This is a genomic window from Herbaspirillum sp. 1130, assembly GCF_017833835.1.
Lineage (GTDB): Bacteria > Pseudomonadota > Gammaproteobacteria > Burkholderiales > Burkholderiaceae_D > Herbaspirillum > Herbaspirillum huttiense.
The window spans coordinates 572,280-585,168 of record NZ_JAFICQ010000004.1; the positions used below are offsets into that span (position 1 = coordinate 572,280).

Consider the following 12,889-nt stretch of genomic DNA (forward strand, 5'->3'; position numbering starts at 1 on the left):
ACCTCCCGCCGAACAAGCGGGCGCCTCTTGAAGAGACTCGGAGAGAGGCAAGCGTAATACGCAAGTTCACGCGCCCAGCGGGATTTGCGAAGCTTCAACACCACGGGGCCGACTTGGTTTCGACAGGGGTTGCAAAGCGGAACAGGGCATGCCGAGGACTGGTTACCTCGTTAATCCATCCGGAACTGCTTAAATGCAAACGACGAATCTTACGCTCTCGCAGCGTAAATCGCACCTAGAAACCTAAGAAACTTCTAGCTCTACAGCACTTCTTCCCTGGGGTGTGCTGGCAACAGCGGTAGAGTCATTTACAGGGAATCGTGGCGTATGGGGTTACTTCATACGTCATTAAATCCAAGGTAACTCGTCCTGTCGAAGCGTGTGCGTCCGCGTCGCCAGGGTTAAAACCAATTGACTGCACTACGCATGTAGAACTGTCTGTAGAGTGCTTCTGGACGCGGGTTCAATTCCCGCCGGCTCCACCAACATCACGACCATCAGCAATCGGCATCACGCCGGTTCCTGATGGTTTTGTCTTTCTGTCCTCAGCGATTGCATGGACTCGCCGTCTTGACGATGCCGAATCCCGGACGGGTACCCCCTCCTGATCTTGCTGAATGAACAATCTCTTGAACTGTAGCGGCCCAATTTGGATCGAGCATGTCAAAAATTGTTAGAGAATCAGGCACAAAATTCAGCACAGTTTTACCCTGCAGGACGACCGAGCGCGTACCCAAACGACAACGTCCACTCAGTGCATAAGCCCTTGGGCCATGGCTTTCCGCGATTCTTCGTGAAAATTTCGTGTTATTTCAATGAGGTTTTGTCGTACCATTACCCGGTCTTACAAATTGTAACGTTTCAAGACACCGGATAAACGCTGTAAATCAACAAGAAAACAGCGTGTTGACCGCGGGCCGCACCGATGAATGGGGTCCGAACTGGTAGGGGGATCCGGTAAATAACACCGCCAAGCAGAAGCCTAGTGCTTTTCAAGATATGTATTCAGGGGATGTCAGTTTTTCAATCGCGTCGCACGCGCAGTGGGTTCCGGGTATCGAATCCCATGCCGATTGGCAACGCTGGATCAGCGATGATCGCGAGGCCGCTGGTTCGGGGGAACCAGCAGTCAAGTCCATGCCGCCCATGCTGCGTCGACGGACCAGCCCAGTGGGCAAGCTGGCGCTCGAGGCGGCCTATGGCGCACTGAGTGCGGCCTCGCCTGCCATTGCATCCAGCCCCGCCGACGGCGCCAGCAAGGACGCGCAAGACATCCCGGTCGTGTTTGCCTCGCGCCACGGCGAATGCGCTCGTTCGGTGGAATTGCAAATGGCCCTGGCCGCTGCTGCGCCCATGTCGCCCACCGCCTTCAGTCTCTCGGTACACAACGCCAACGCCGGCCTGTTCTCCATCGCCCGTGGCAGCCAGGCCAATACGGTGGCCATCGCAGCCGGCCAGAGTACGGTCGAACATGCCGTCATCGAAGCCTGCGGCCTGCTGGCCGATGGCGCGCGGCAGGTCCTGCTGGTGGTCGCCGATGCACCGCTCCCCACGCTCTTTTCCGATTTCGCCGATGAACACGAAGAGCCCTGCGGCTGGTCCTGGCTGATGCAGGCCGCCGACGAACACGGCGCGCTTCCGACCGTGTCTCTGCAATGGCAACAGATTCAGCCGGGCCACGGCACCCTCCCCTCTGAAAATGCCACCGCTGGCGCGGCCGCGGTGCTGCGCTTCTTCCTCGACGCGTCCACGTCCACCCTGCACCGCCAGGCCGATGGCCGCCGCTGGCACTGGATGCGGCATGCTTGAACGGGCCCTGGCATTGATCGACCGTGGCTGGCGCATCGTGGCCACGGGGATGTGCTTTGCGCTCTTCGGCTTGGGCGGGCTGATGTTGCGGCTGGTGGTTTTCCCCATCCTGCAGTGCCTGGTCCGCGATCCGCAGCAGCGCGTCAAGTGGGCACGCCACATCATCCGCCTGGCATTTCGCGCCTTCGTCGAGGTCATGCACATGAGCGGCGTGATCCGCTATGAAATTACCGGACTCGAACGTCTGGATCGCCATGGTCTCCTGATCCTGGCCAACCATCCCACGCTCATCGATACCGTGCTGCTGATGGCCTTCGTGCGCCATGCCGACTGCATCGTCAAGGGCGCACTGTGGCGCAATCCCTTTACGCGCGGCCCGGTCCGTGCGGCGGGTTACATCAGCAATGCCCAGGGACCTGACCTGATCGAGGACTGCATCCGCTCCCTGCGCAGCGGCGGCAACCTGATCATTTTCCCGGAGGGCACCCGCACGCCCAGCGATGGCCGGATCAGCCTCAAGCGCGGCGCAGCCAATGTGGCCGTACGCGGCGGATGGGCCATCACCCCGGTGCGCATCCGCTGCACGCCCGGCACCCTCGCCAAGGGCGAGAAATGGTGGAAGGTACCTGCTACGCGCGCACATTTCCGGCTGCATATCGGCGAAGACCTCCATCTCGACCACATCATCGCCAGCGAGCAAGCAGCCGGCGCCGACCAACCGACTCTGGCGGCGCGCCAGTTGACGACTTACCTGCAACAGTACTTCACGAAAGAGAACTAGGCGATGCACGATCTGGAACAAGACATCAAGCAACTCATCATCGAGGCCCTCGACCTGGAGGACCTCACTCCCGGCGATATCGACAGCGCCGCGCCCTTGTTCGGGGATGGCCTGGGGCTGGATTCGATCGACGCGCTGGAACTGGGCATGAGCCTGCAGAAACGCTACGGCATCAAGCTCTCGGCCAACTCCGAAGAAACCCGAAAGCACTTCGCCTCGGTTCAGGCGCTGGCTGCGCTGGTAGCCAGCCACCAGGCCACCGCCTGAGCAGCCCTCCACGCTGCACATTTCAATAACGACCCCGCCAAGCCACTTGCAAGAGAAGCAGATCATGACCACTCTCACACCTGACATGACCAAGGACGAAATCACCGTGTGGATCGTCGATATGCTGCACGAGATGTTCGAGCTTGACAAAGCCGCCATCACGCCCCAGTCCAACCTCTACACCGACCTCGACATCGACAGCATTGATGCCGTCGACATCGTCGTCAAACTCAACCAGACTACCGGCAAGCGCATCCAGCCCGACGTCTTCCGTAGCGTGCGTACCGTGCAGGATGTGGTCGAGATCCTGGCGAACCTGATGCGCGAACAAGCGCACGCATAAGGCATGAAGCCTCCTGCGATGTCGCGGCTGGCCAGCCTGGCCGGCCCGCTGTTGATCCTGCTGTATCCCCTGCTGATCTGGTATGCCCACGGCAAGCTTGAACCGCGCCTGCTGGCCCTCTTGCTGGTGCTCATCGCCGCCGTGCGCCTGTTCACCAGCCGCACTGGCCGCCCCCTGCGCTGGATGGGCGTGGCCGCGCTGGCACTGGCCGCACCGGCCTTGCTCTGGAACGCGCTGCTGCCGCTGAAGCTCTATCCGGTGGCCATCAGCGCCGGCATGCTGGCGCTGTTCGGCTACAGCCTCTACAAGCCGCCCACGGTGATCGAACGCATGGCGCGCCTGAGTTCTCCGGACCTGCCCCTGTTCGTCGTCGCCTACACGCGCCGGGTCACCCAGGTCTGGTGCCTGTTCTTCGCGGTCAACGGCAGCATCGCCCTGGGCACCGCCCTGTGGGCCTCCCCTGCGGTGTGGTCGATGTACACCGGAGTCATTTCCTACGTCGCCATGGGCGTGCTGTTCGCCGGCGAATATCTGGTGCGTCTGTATGTACGCCGCCAGCATCATGCGTGAGGTGGCCGCCATGAACACGACCGCGCAGCTGGACCTGCTGCAGCTCCCCTTCCAGGCCTTCGACGGTGAGCGCGTGATCGGGTGGCGCGATGGGGCCGCACTCACGCACACCGCCTGGCGCGCCGAGGTGCTGCGCTGGCGGCATCTGATCATGGCCACGCCCGGCGAGCGTATTGCGCTGTTCCATCCGGATACACTGCATTTCGCCGCCGCCTTGTTTGGTATCTGGCTGGCCGGCAAGACAGCCTACCTGCCCAGCGATACCCTGCCCGAGACCTGCCGCCAGCTGCGTACCGAGGTCGATGCATTCGCGGGAGACTTCGGTGCCCACTGGCCGGCCCTGTGGCCGGCTGCGGATACCATCCCTGACGATGCTCTCGCACCTTGGCCTGCCCTGCGCGCCGATTTCACCGGACTGGTGGTCTACACTTCCGGCAGTACCGGCCAGGCGCAGGCCATCCCCAAGCAGCTCGGCCAGATGGCCAATGAAGTGGCCACGCTGGAGGCGCTCTTCGGCAGCATCGCGGGCCAGGCCGACGTGGTGGCCACGATCTCGCACCAGCACATCTACGGCTTGCTGTTCAAAGTGCTCTGGGCACTCTGTGCGGGACGTCCCATCCATGCCGGCAGCGCCTTCTTCCCGGAGGATCTGCAGCGCATGACGGGTCCGCGTCCCTGGCTGCTGCTGTCCAGCCCGGCGCATCTGACGCGTCTGCCCGAGCAGGTCACGCAGCCGGACGCGCGGCAGTTGCGCGCCATTTTCTCGTCCGGCGGTCCACTGCCGGCACAGGCCGCGCGCGATGCCGCCCGCCTGCTGGGTCACCGTCCGCTGGAAATCTATGGCAGCTCAGAGACCGGTGGCATCGCCTGGCGGCAGCCGGAGAGTGATCTGCTGCAACGCCTCGAACACTGGCAGGCCATGCCCGGCGTGTCGGTACGCATCGGTGCCGAAGGCGCGCTGCAAGTCCGTTCTCCGCATCTGCCCGATGAACAGTGGTTCAGCATGGCTGACCGCGCGATGCTGGTGGATGGCCTGCCGGCGGCTTTCGAACTGCGCGGACGCAGCGACCGCATCGTCAAGCTCGAAGAAAAGCGCATCTCTCTGACCCGCATCGAACAAGGACTGGCCGCCAGCCCGCTGGTGGCAGACGTGCGCGTGATCGTGCACCAGGGCCGCAGGGCGCGCCAGTTCATCGCCGCCTTCGTGGTGCCGACGGCGCAAGGCCAGGCCGTGCTGGATGGCCAGGGCAAACTGGCCCTCAATGCCGCCCTCAAGGCCAGCCTGGCCGATGCCGTCGAAGCCATCGCCCTGCCTCGCCTGTGGCGTTACCTGCCCGCGCTGCCGTTGAACCCGCAGGGCAAGGTCACGCTCTCGGCACTGACGGCACTCCTGGAAAACACGGGCGCGGCAAATACCAGCCCGCCGACCCTGCCCAGGGTGACCGAACTTGAACGCACCGCCGAGCAGGTCCAACTGGCGCTGGAGATCCCCGCCGAGCTGCTCTACTTCCAGGGCCACTTCCCCGGCTCGCCCATCCTGCCCGGCGTGGTGCAGACCGAGTGGTCGCTGATCCTGGGCCGGCGCTATTTCAGCCTGCCGCCAAGGTTCCTGGGCCTGCAGGCCTTGAAATTCCAGCGCGTCATCACGCCCGGCATGCGCGTCGTGCTGGAACTGCAGCACGATGCGGCCAAGTCACAATTGGCCTTCCGTCTGCATTCGGAGGCCGGGCAGCATGCCAGCGGCCGCTTCCTGCTGGGGGCGGCATGAAGACCGGCATCTCACACAGCACCGTCGTGGTGATCCCGGTCTATGACCACGAACACGCCATCGGCGCGGTGGTCGCCGCCGTGCGCGGCCACGGCTTGCCCTGCATCCTGGTTGACGATGGCAGCAGTCCCGCCTGCGCCACCGTGCTGCAGCAGCTGGCCGCAGCCGATCCGCAGCACATCACGCTGCTGGTCCATCCGCACAACCAGGGCAAGGGCGGCGCCGTCATGACCGGCCTGCGCCATGCTGCCGCAGCCGGCTACACCCACGCCTTGCAGATCGATGCCGACGGCCAACATGACAGCGCCGACATCCCGCGCTTTCTGGCGGCCTCGCAGGCAGCGCCGGCCGCCGTCATCAACGGCAAGCCGATCTACGACGAGAGCGTACCCAAGGGCCGGCTCTATGCGCGCTACCTGACCCACGTCTGGGTGTGGATCAACACGCTTTCACTGGAGATTGCCGATTCGATGTGCGGCTTCCGGCTCTATCCGCTGGCTCCGACGCTGCAGCTGATGGACCAGGCTCACATCGGCCGGCGCATGGATTTCGACACCGAGATCCTGGTACGCCTCTACTGGCGCGGTCTGCGCGTGCAGAACCTCGCCACGCGGGTGCGCTATCCGGCCGACGGCGTGTCGCATTTCCAGGTCTGGCTGGACAATGTCCTGATCTCGCGCATGCATGCCCGCCTGTTCTTCGGCATGCTGCTGCGTGCGCCCGTGCTGCTGGCGCGCGGCAGCTGGCGTCGGCTGGGCGGACGCAGCGCATGAGCCAGCCCCACCGCGCGCGCCATTGGGCGCAGATCAACGAAGTCAGCTTCGTGGCCGGCATGCGCTTGCTGTTCGCGGTCCATCGCCTGCTGGGCCGGCTGCCCTTCCGGCTCATGCTCTATCCGGTGCTGTGCTGGTACATCGCCGCCAATGGCCGCGCCCGCCAGGCCTCGCGCAGCTTCCTGGCGCAAGTCCGCAGCTACCGTCCGCAACTGCCGCTGCGGTCCGGACTTTTTGGCGTTTTCCTTCACTTCGCCGCATTCGGCGAAAGCCTGCTGGACAAGATGTTGCTGTGGGGCGGCCTGTTCCCGATCAATAAAGTTCATTTGACCGGTAGCGCCCATATCACCGATGCCATCGCCGCCGGACGCGGCGGACTCATCATCTGCACCCACCTGGGCAACCTCGAATTGTGCCGCGTGATCGGCCGCCAGCATCCGGCTCTGAAGCTCACGGTGCTGGTGCACACGCGGCATGCCCAGGCGTTCAACCAGATGCTGGCCCAGCTCGATCCCGGCAGCCAGCTCAACCTGATGCAGGTCACCGACATGTCCCCGGCCACCGCCATGGTGCTGGCCGAGAAAGTGGCGCAGGGCGAGTTCGTGGTCATCGCCGGTGACCGCGTCCCGGTCTCGCCGCAGCCTCGGGTAGCTCGCGCATCCTTCCTGGGCCGGATCGCGCCTTTCCCGATCGGGCCCTACGTGATGGCGGCACTGCTGCAATGTCCGGTCTACCTGATGTTCTCGCGCCGCAGCGCCGAGGGCGCGGAGGTGAGCTTCGAAGCCTTCCGCGACCGCATCGTCCTGCCGCGCAAGCAGCGCGACGAAGTACTGGCCGAACTGGCGAGCGCCTACGCCGCACGACTGGAAGCGCATTGCCTGCAAGCGCCCTACCAGTGGTTCAATTTCTATGATTTCTGGGCCGACTCGGCCCTGGACGAACACCATGCCTCACACTGACGTTTCCTCTTCCGCCAGCAGCAGCCCCATCCGCTTCGGTGCCGAGCCTCTCTCCATCGAGGATGTCGTGGCACTGGCGCGGCGCGAGCGCACGGCGCAATTGCACGATGCCGACGGCTTCCGTGCGCGCATTGCGCGCGGCGCCGATTTCCTGGACCGCCTGCTGCGCGAGGATGGCACCATCTATGGCGTCACTACCGGCTATGGCGATTCCTGCACGGTGACCGTCCCGCCCGACCTGGTCCCGGAACTGCCGCATCACCTCTACACCTACCACGGCTGCGGCCTGGGCGCGCTGTTCACGCCGGAGCAATCGCGCGCCATCCTGGCCGCCCGCCTCAATTCGCTGTGCCAGGGTTTCTCGGGCGTGAGCGTGGCCCTGCTGGAACAGATCACCGGCCTGCTGCACCACGACCTGCTGCCGCAGATTCCCTGCGAGGGCTCGGTGGGTGCCAGCGGCGACCTGACGCCGTTGTCCTACCTGGCGGCGGTGCTGTGCGGTGAACGCCAGGTCTGGCGCGACGGTGCCACGGTGGCGGCCGCCGAGGCACTGGCGGGAGCGGGGATGACGCCGCTGCGGTTGCGTCCCAAGGAGGGCCTGGCCATCATGAACGGCACGGCCGTCATGACCGCGCTGGCCTGCCTGGCCTTCGACCGCGCCCGCTACCTGTGCCAGCTGGCCACCCGCATCACGGCCATGAGCAGCTTCACGCTGGACGGCAATGCCCACCATTTCGATGCCACCCTGTTCTCGGCCAAGCCGCATCCGGGCCAGCAGCAGGTGGCCGGCTGGCTGCAGCGCGACCTGCCGTGCGGCCAGGCGCACCGTAACGAAAAGCGCCTGCAGGATCGCTATTCGGTGCGCTGCGCGCCGCACGTGATCGGCGTGCTCAATGACGCCCTGCCGTCGCTGCGCCAGTTCATCGAGAACGAACTCAACAGTGCCAACGACAACCCGCTGATCGACCCCGACGGCGAACGCGTGCTGCATGGCGGCCATTTCTATGGCGGCCACATCGCCTTCGCCATGGACAGCATGAAGACCGCCGTGGCCAACATCGCCGACCTGCTCGACCGCCAGATGGCGTTGATGGTAGACCAGCGCTACAACAACGGCCTGCCGGCCAATCTGTCCGGTGCCCAAGGCCCGCGAGCCCCCATCAACCATGGCCTGAAGGCGCTGCAGATCAGCGCCTCGGCCTGGACCGCCGAAGCCCTCAAGCTGACCATGCCGGCCTCGGTCTTCTCGCGTTCCACCGAATGCCACAACCAGGACAAGGTCAGCATGGGCACGATTGCCGCACGCGATTGCCTGCGCGTGCTGGAGCTGACCGAACAGGTCGCCGCCGCCCTGCTGATCACGGTGCGCCAGGGTGTCTGGCTGCGCAGCCAGCGCCAGCAGGCCGGCGACACGCCCTTGCAGGACCTGCCCGCCGGCCGCCTGGCCGCCATGCAGGCTGCGCTGGCCGAAGACATTGCCGTGGTCGATGAAGACCGCATGCTGGAGCCCGACCTGCGCCTGCTGCTGCAGCGTATCCGCGCCCAGGCCTGGAGCCTGTATGAGTGAGACCGTCCTGCCGGCGGGCAAAGTCACCCTGGCCAATTCCCCGTGGCGCGGCGAAGTCGAATTGCAGATCCAGTTCTATGACCTGGATCCGATGGAAATCGTCTGGCATGGCCGCTATGTCGAATACATGGAAGCCGCGCGCTGCGCCCTGCTCGACGGCCTCGGCTACAACTATCCGGCCATGAAGGAATCCGGCTATGGCTGGCCGGTGATCGATCTGCACCTGCGCTATGCCGCACCGGCCCGCTTCGGCCAGCGCATCCGCGTCAGTGCCGCCATCGTCGAGTGGGAAAACCGCCTGCGCATCGGCTACCTCATCAGCGACGCCGCCAGCGGCGCACGCCTGACCCGCGCCTCCACCGTCCAGGTGGCGGTGCAGATGAACAACCACGAGATGTGCTTCGTATCGCCCCCGGTACTGTGGCACAAGCTCGGACTGACGCCTCCTGCCCCATGAACGCAAGAACCTTCCTCGTCTCCCTGGCCTGGCTGGCGGCGCTGCCCGCTCACGCCGCCGCCCCGGTGCAACAGATCCAGGCCACCCTGGCCAAGCCGGCCGTGATGTGCGGACGCTTCGACCAGACCAAGCAACTGACCGGCATCAAGAAGCCGCTGCAGGCCCAGGGCCGCTTCTGCGTGCTCAAGGGCCGGGGCATCCTGTGGCAGACACTGCAGCCCTTCCCCAGCACCCTGCGCATCACGCGCGAGGCCATCGTGCAGATCCAGGATGGCCGCGTGGCCATGAAGCTCGATGCGCAACAGGAGCCGGTGGTCAAGATGATCAACAGCGTGCTGTTCTCCCTGCTGGCAGGCGACCTGAGCCAGCTCGATACGCTCTTCGAACTCGATGGCAGCCTGCGCGAGGGCCACTGGCAGGTCGCGCTCAAGGCGCGCCAGCCGGCACTGGCCAAGGCCATCGGCGACATCAGCCTGGCCGGTGCCGGCTATGTGGAAAAGGTCGACATGAAGGAAGCCAGCGGCGACCGCACCGAGATCCGTTTTTCGGCCATCAAGACCGGCGAGGGTGCCATGACGGCCGACGAAGGAGCCCTGTTTGACTAAGCCCGCGCGCCGCCAGCCGCGCCTGCTGGCGCTGGCCTGGCTGCTGGCGGTGCTGCTGGTGGCCGGCCACAATGCCTGGCTGTGGCTGGGCCAGCGCGCCAGTCCTGATACCGACATCCTGGCCTTGCTGCCGGGCACCGGTGGCCGCGATGCGGTACGCCAGCAAGCCTTCTCGCACATGGTCGATGCGGCCCAGCAGAAGCTGGTGGTGCTGGTGGGCGACCGCGACTGGAGCCGGGCCCAGGCCGGCGCGCAGACTTACCTCACGGTCTTGCGCGCGCACTCCGGCCTGATCGCCCCGATCAGCGGCGACAACGCGCAATGGCAAAACCAATGGCTCGAAAGCCTGGCGGGCAGCCGCAGCCTGCTGCTCAGTGAGGCCCAGCGCGCCCAGCTGGCAAGCGGCACGCCGCAGGCATGGAGCCAGCGCGCCTTGAGCGGCCTGTACGGCGCGTTCGGCGGACCCCGCCTGGGTGCCTGGCAGGATGATCCTTTCGGACTCTTCAGCGACTGGGTGCAGGAACGCGCCAGGGAGACGCCCGTGCGCCCGCGCGACGGCCAGCTCTTCGTCGAGCGCGATGGCGTGAACTACGCCCTGCTGCTGCTGGAACTGAAGGCCCCGGCGTTTTCCATGCAGGCGCAGGAGCAGATCGTGCCGCTGCTGGCGCAGGCGCGCCAGGCGGCACACGGCGAGGCCAGCGAGGTCATCACCGGCGGCGTGATCCTGCATGCGGCCGCTGCCAGCGCCCAGGCCGGCAGCGAAAGCGCCACCATCGGTGCCGGCTCGCTGCTGGGCATCCTGCTGCTGATGTGGCTGAGCTTCCGCTCGCTCAAGCCGATTCTCTACATCGCCCTGTCCATCGCCGTCGGCTGCCTCGGTGCGCTGTCGGTGAGCATGCTGCTGTTCGGGAAGATCCATCTGCTGACGCTGGTATTCGGTGCCAGCCTGATCGGCATCGCCCAGGACTACGGGATCTACTTTCTCTGCGCGCGCCTGGCCGCGCCGGCCACGCAGGACTCGACAACCCTGCTGCGCCGCCTGTTGCCGGGGCTGGCGCTGATGCTGCTGGCGGCACTGATCGGCTATCTCGGCATGGCCCTGACGCCCTTCCCCGGCCTGCAGCAAATGGCCGTGTTCTCGGCCCTGGGACTGGTGTTTGCCTGGCTCACGGTGGCTTGCTGGTTCCCCCGCCTGATCGGTCCGCACAGCCTGCGTGCCAGCCCGCAAGCGCAACGCTTCGGCCGCAGCATCGCCCGCTGGCCTGACCTGCTGGGCGGCGCAGCCTGGCACTTGGTTCTGCCGGCGGCGGTGGCATTGATCGGGCTGGCCCTCGCCGGCATCACCCGCCTGCACAGCAGCGACGACATCCGCGCCTTGCAGAACAGTCCGCCGGCCTTGCTGCAGGACCAGATCCGCATCAGCCAGTTGCTGGACATGGCCGCCCCGGTCCAGTTCTACCTGGTGCGCGGCGCCTCCCCCGAGGCCGTATTGCGGCAGGAAGAAGCCCTGCGCGAGAAGCTGCAACCCCTGGTAAAAGGCAAGCTCATCAGCGGCGTACAGGCCGTGTCCAACTGGGTCCCCTCGCAACAGCGCCAGCAGGACAACCTGACCCTGCTGCGGCGCGCACTGCTGGAGCCCCAAGGTACAGCGCCCGACGCCGTCATCCTCACCGCGCAAGCCATCGATGAGAGCCCGCAATGGGCGCAAGCGTTGCGCCAGCGCATGCTGGACAACGCCCAGCCGCTCACCCCCGCAGAATTCCTGGCCACCCCGGCCGGTGCCGCCTCGCGCCACCTCTGGCTGGGCCAAGTGGAGGGCCAGTACGCCAGCATCGTGGCCCTGCGCGGCCTGAGCGACTATCGCCAGCTGGACCGCCTGGCCGCCGTGGCCGATGGACTGCCGGGCGTGCAATGGGTGGACAAGGTGGGCGACATTTCGGCCGTGCTGCGCCAATACCGCATCACCATGGGCTGGGCGCTGCTGTGTGCCTACGCTGCCATCTTCGCCCTGCTGGCGCTGCGCTATCGCCGCCGCGCCTGGCGCGCGCTGGCCCCGCCGCTGCTGGCCTCGCTGCTGACGCTGGGCCTGTTCGGCTGGCTGGGCCTGCCGCTGCAGCTGTTCCACGTCCTGGCCGGACTGCTGGTGCTGGGGCTGGGCGTGGACTACGGCATCTTCCTGCTGGAAGCCTCCGGCCACCAGGGTCCCCACGCCTGGCTGACCGTGGGCCTGTCGGCAGCCAGCGCATTGCTGTCCTTCGGCTTGCTGGCCCTGAGCCACAGCCCGCCGCTGCACGCTTTCGGCCTGACCATGCTGTGCGGCATGCTGCTGGTATGGCTGCTGGCCCCTCTGTTCACCCATCCCGGCCGCGAACCGCTCCAGGTTCAGCGCGCACAGCCGGACAAGGAATCCGCATGAAGCCCTCCCGCCTGCTGGCCGCCATGAGCGCCGCCATCCTCCTGCTGCTGGGCGGCTGTGCCAGCCCGCTACCCCCGGATACGCGCCCGTCGGCGCGCCTGTCCCTGCGCCTGCCGCCGGCCGCGCTGGGCCAGGACATCAGCCTGCAGCAACACCTGACGGTGGAGCGCGGCAACCGTGTCGACCAGCTCGACACGGCGCTGGAAATCGATGCCGACCATGTCGACCTGGTCGGCCTGGCGTTTGGCCAGCGTGTCATGTCGCTTCACTATGACGGCAAGCAATTGCAGGTCTGGCGCCACCCCATGCTGCCCAGCCAGGTGCAAGGTGAAGATGTACTGCAGGACGTCCAGCTGACACTGTGGCCCGCCGACGCCATCCGCCAGGCTCTTCCCGAGGGCTGGGAGTTGCGCGAAGCCCAGGCTCAACGTACCCTCCTGCTCCACGGCGAAACGATTGCCGTGATCGACTACCCCGACCAGCGCCGCTGGGGAGGCAAAGTGATCCTGAACAATCTGCGTTACCACTACAAGCTGACCATACAGTCGGTGGTGACCTCTGAATGACATCGCCA

Annotated in this window: 13 protein-coding genes and 1 other RNA gene; all 14 read left to right on the plus strand. The window is 65.8% G+C overall.

Translation table 11 applies throughout. The features are described from left to right. Positions 1–104 precede the first annotated feature (104 nt). Positions 105–485: a transfer-messenger RNA gene (gene ssrA / locus JOD78_RS20425) on the plus strand. A gap of 514 nt (positions 486–999) precedes the next feature. After that, positions 1,000–1,809 (plus strand): beta-ketoacyl synthase chain length factor, encoded by an 810-nt coding sequence (locus tag JOD78_RS20430; RefSeq protein ID WP_209567502.1) that lies wholly within the window; start codon positions 1,000–1,002, stop codon positions 1,807–1,809. Next, a complete protein-coding gene (locus JOD78_RS20435; RefSeq protein WP_121043551.1) occupies positions 1,802–2,590 on the plus strand; it encodes a lysophospholipid acyltransferase family protein in 789 nt (262 codons plus the stop codon). The genes JOD78_RS20430 and JOD78_RS20435 overlap by 8 nt, the downstream gene beginning before the upstream one ends. A 3-nt stretch (positions 2,591–2,593) precedes the next feature. Beyond that, on the plus strand, positions 2,594–2,857 hold the full coding sequence (locus JOD78_RS20440) for a phosphopantetheine-binding protein (RefSeq protein ID WP_034333069.1): 264 nt from the start codon (positions 2,594–2,596) through the stop codon (positions 2,855–2,857). Positions 2,858–2,921: 64 nt separating this feature from the next. Then, positions 2,922–3,200: an acyl carrier protein gene (locus JOD78_RS20445; RefSeq protein ID WP_083859617.1), complete on the plus strand. Its 279-nt coding sequence runs from the start codon at positions 2,922–2,924 to the stop codon at positions 3,198–3,200. A 3-nt stretch (positions 3,201–3,203) separates the two neighbouring features. Continuing rightward, positions 3,204–3,770, plus strand: coding sequence for a hypothetical protein (locus JOD78_RS20450; RefSeq protein WP_121043555.1), 567 nt, complete (start codon positions 3,204–3,206; stop codon positions 3,768–3,770). Continuing rightward, entirely contained in the window at positions 3,745–5,538 is a 1,794-nt protein-coding gene (locus JOD78_RS20455) for an AMP-binding protein (protein ID WP_245202217.1), read from the plus strand. Before JOD78_RS20450 ends, JOD78_RS20455 begins: the two co-directional genes overlap by 26 nt. Further along, positions 5,535–6,311, plus strand: coding sequence for a glycosyltransferase family 2 protein (locus JOD78_RS20460; protein ID WP_134136657.1), 777 nt, complete (start codon positions 5,535–5,537; stop codon positions 6,309–6,311). Before JOD78_RS20455 ends, JOD78_RS20460 begins: the two co-directional genes overlap by 4 nt. Then, entirely contained in the window at positions 6,308–7,270 is a 963-nt protein-coding gene (locus tag JOD78_RS20465) for an acyltransferase (RefSeq protein ID WP_121043559.1), read from the plus strand. Before JOD78_RS20460 ends, JOD78_RS20465 begins: the two co-directional genes overlap by 4 nt. Further along, positions 7,257–8,837 carry an aromatic amino acid ammonia-lyase gene (locus JOD78_RS20470; protein ID WP_209567503.1) on the plus strand — a complete coding sequence of 527 codons (1,581 nt, stop codon included), beginning with the start codon at positions 7,257–7,259 and terminating at the stop codon, positions 8,835–8,837. Before JOD78_RS20465 ends, JOD78_RS20470 begins: the two co-directional genes overlap by 14 nt. Beyond that, positions 8,830–9,294 carry an acyl-CoA thioesterase gene (locus JOD78_RS20475; protein WP_209567505.1) on the plus strand — a complete coding sequence of 155 codons (465 nt, stop codon included), beginning with the start codon at positions 8,830–8,832 and terminating at the stop codon, positions 9,292–9,294. Before JOD78_RS20470 ends, JOD78_RS20475 begins: the two co-directional genes overlap by 8 nt. Beyond that, the gene (locus JOD78_RS20480; RefSeq protein ID WP_209567507.1) at positions 9,291–9,899 is read left to right on the plus strand and encodes an outer membrane lipoprotein carrier protein LolA; all 609 of its coding nucleotides are present in this window, start codon (positions 9,291–9,293) and stop codon (positions 9,897–9,899) included. The genes JOD78_RS20475 and JOD78_RS20480 overlap by 4 nt, the downstream gene beginning before the upstream one ends. Next, positions 9,892–12,315: an MMPL family transporter gene (locus JOD78_RS20485; protein ID WP_209567509.1), complete on the plus strand. Its 2,424-nt coding sequence runs from the start codon at positions 9,892–9,894 to the stop codon at positions 12,313–12,315. The genes JOD78_RS20480 and JOD78_RS20485 overlap by 8 nt, the downstream gene beginning before the upstream one ends. After that, the gene (locus JOD78_RS20490) at positions 12,312–12,881 is read left to right on the plus strand and encodes a DUF3261 domain-containing protein (RefSeq protein WP_121043567.1); all 570 of its coding nucleotides are present in this window, start codon (positions 12,312–12,314) and stop codon (positions 12,879–12,881) included. The genes JOD78_RS20485 and JOD78_RS20490 overlap by 4 nt, the downstream gene beginning before the upstream one ends. Positions 12,882–12,889 lie beyond the last annotated feature (8 nt).

What these genes read in the sequence shown, in the direction of transcription:
- JOD78_RS20430 (WP_209567502.1), top strand. Translation starts at nt 1,000, where the DNA reads ATGTATTCAGGGGATGTCAGTTTTTCAATCGCGTCGCACGCGCAGTGG.
- JOD78_RS20435 (WP_121043551.1), top strand. Translation starts at nt 1,802, where the DNA reads ATGCTTGAACGGGCCCTGGCATTGATCGACCGTGGCTGGCGCATCGTG.
- JOD78_RS20440 (WP_034333069.1), top strand. Translation starts at nt 2,594, where the DNA reads ATGCACGATCTGGAACAAGACATCAAGCAACTCATCATCGAGGCCCTC.
- JOD78_RS20445 (WP_083859617.1), top strand. Translation starts at nt 2,922, where the DNA reads ATGACCACTCTCACACCTGACATGACCAAGGACGAAATCACCGTGTGG.
- JOD78_RS20450 (WP_121043555.1), top strand. Translation starts at nt 3,204, where the DNA reads ATGAAGCCTCCTGCGATGTCGCGGCTGGCCAGCCTGGCCGGCCCGCTG.
- JOD78_RS20455 (WP_245202217.1), top strand. Translation starts at nt 3,745, where the DNA reads ATGTACGCCGCCAGCATCATGCGTGAGGTGGCCGCCATGAACACGACC.
- JOD78_RS20460 (WP_134136657.1), top strand. Translation starts at nt 5,535, where the DNA reads ATGAAGACCGGCATCTCACACAGCACCGTCGTGGTGATCCCGGTCTAT.
- JOD78_RS20465 (WP_121043559.1), top strand. Translation starts at nt 6,308, where the DNA reads ATGAGCCAGCCCCACCGCGCGCGCCATTGGGCGCAGATCAACGAAGTC.
- JOD78_RS20470 (WP_209567503.1), top strand. Translation starts at nt 7,257, where the DNA reads ATGCCTCACACTGACGTTTCCTCTTCCGCCAGCAGCAGCCCCATCCGC.
- JOD78_RS20475 (WP_209567505.1), top strand. Translation starts at nt 8,830, where the DNA reads ATGAGTGAGACCGTCCTGCCGGCGGGCAAAGTCACCCTGGCCAATTCC.
- JOD78_RS20480 (WP_209567507.1), top strand. Translation starts at nt 9,291, where the DNA reads ATGAACGCAAGAACCTTCCTCGTCTCCCTGGCCTGGCTGGCGGCGCTG.
- JOD78_RS20490 (WP_121043567.1), top strand. Translation starts at nt 12,312, where the DNA reads ATGAAGCCCTCCCGCCTGCTGGCCGCCATGAGCGCCGCCATCCTCCTG.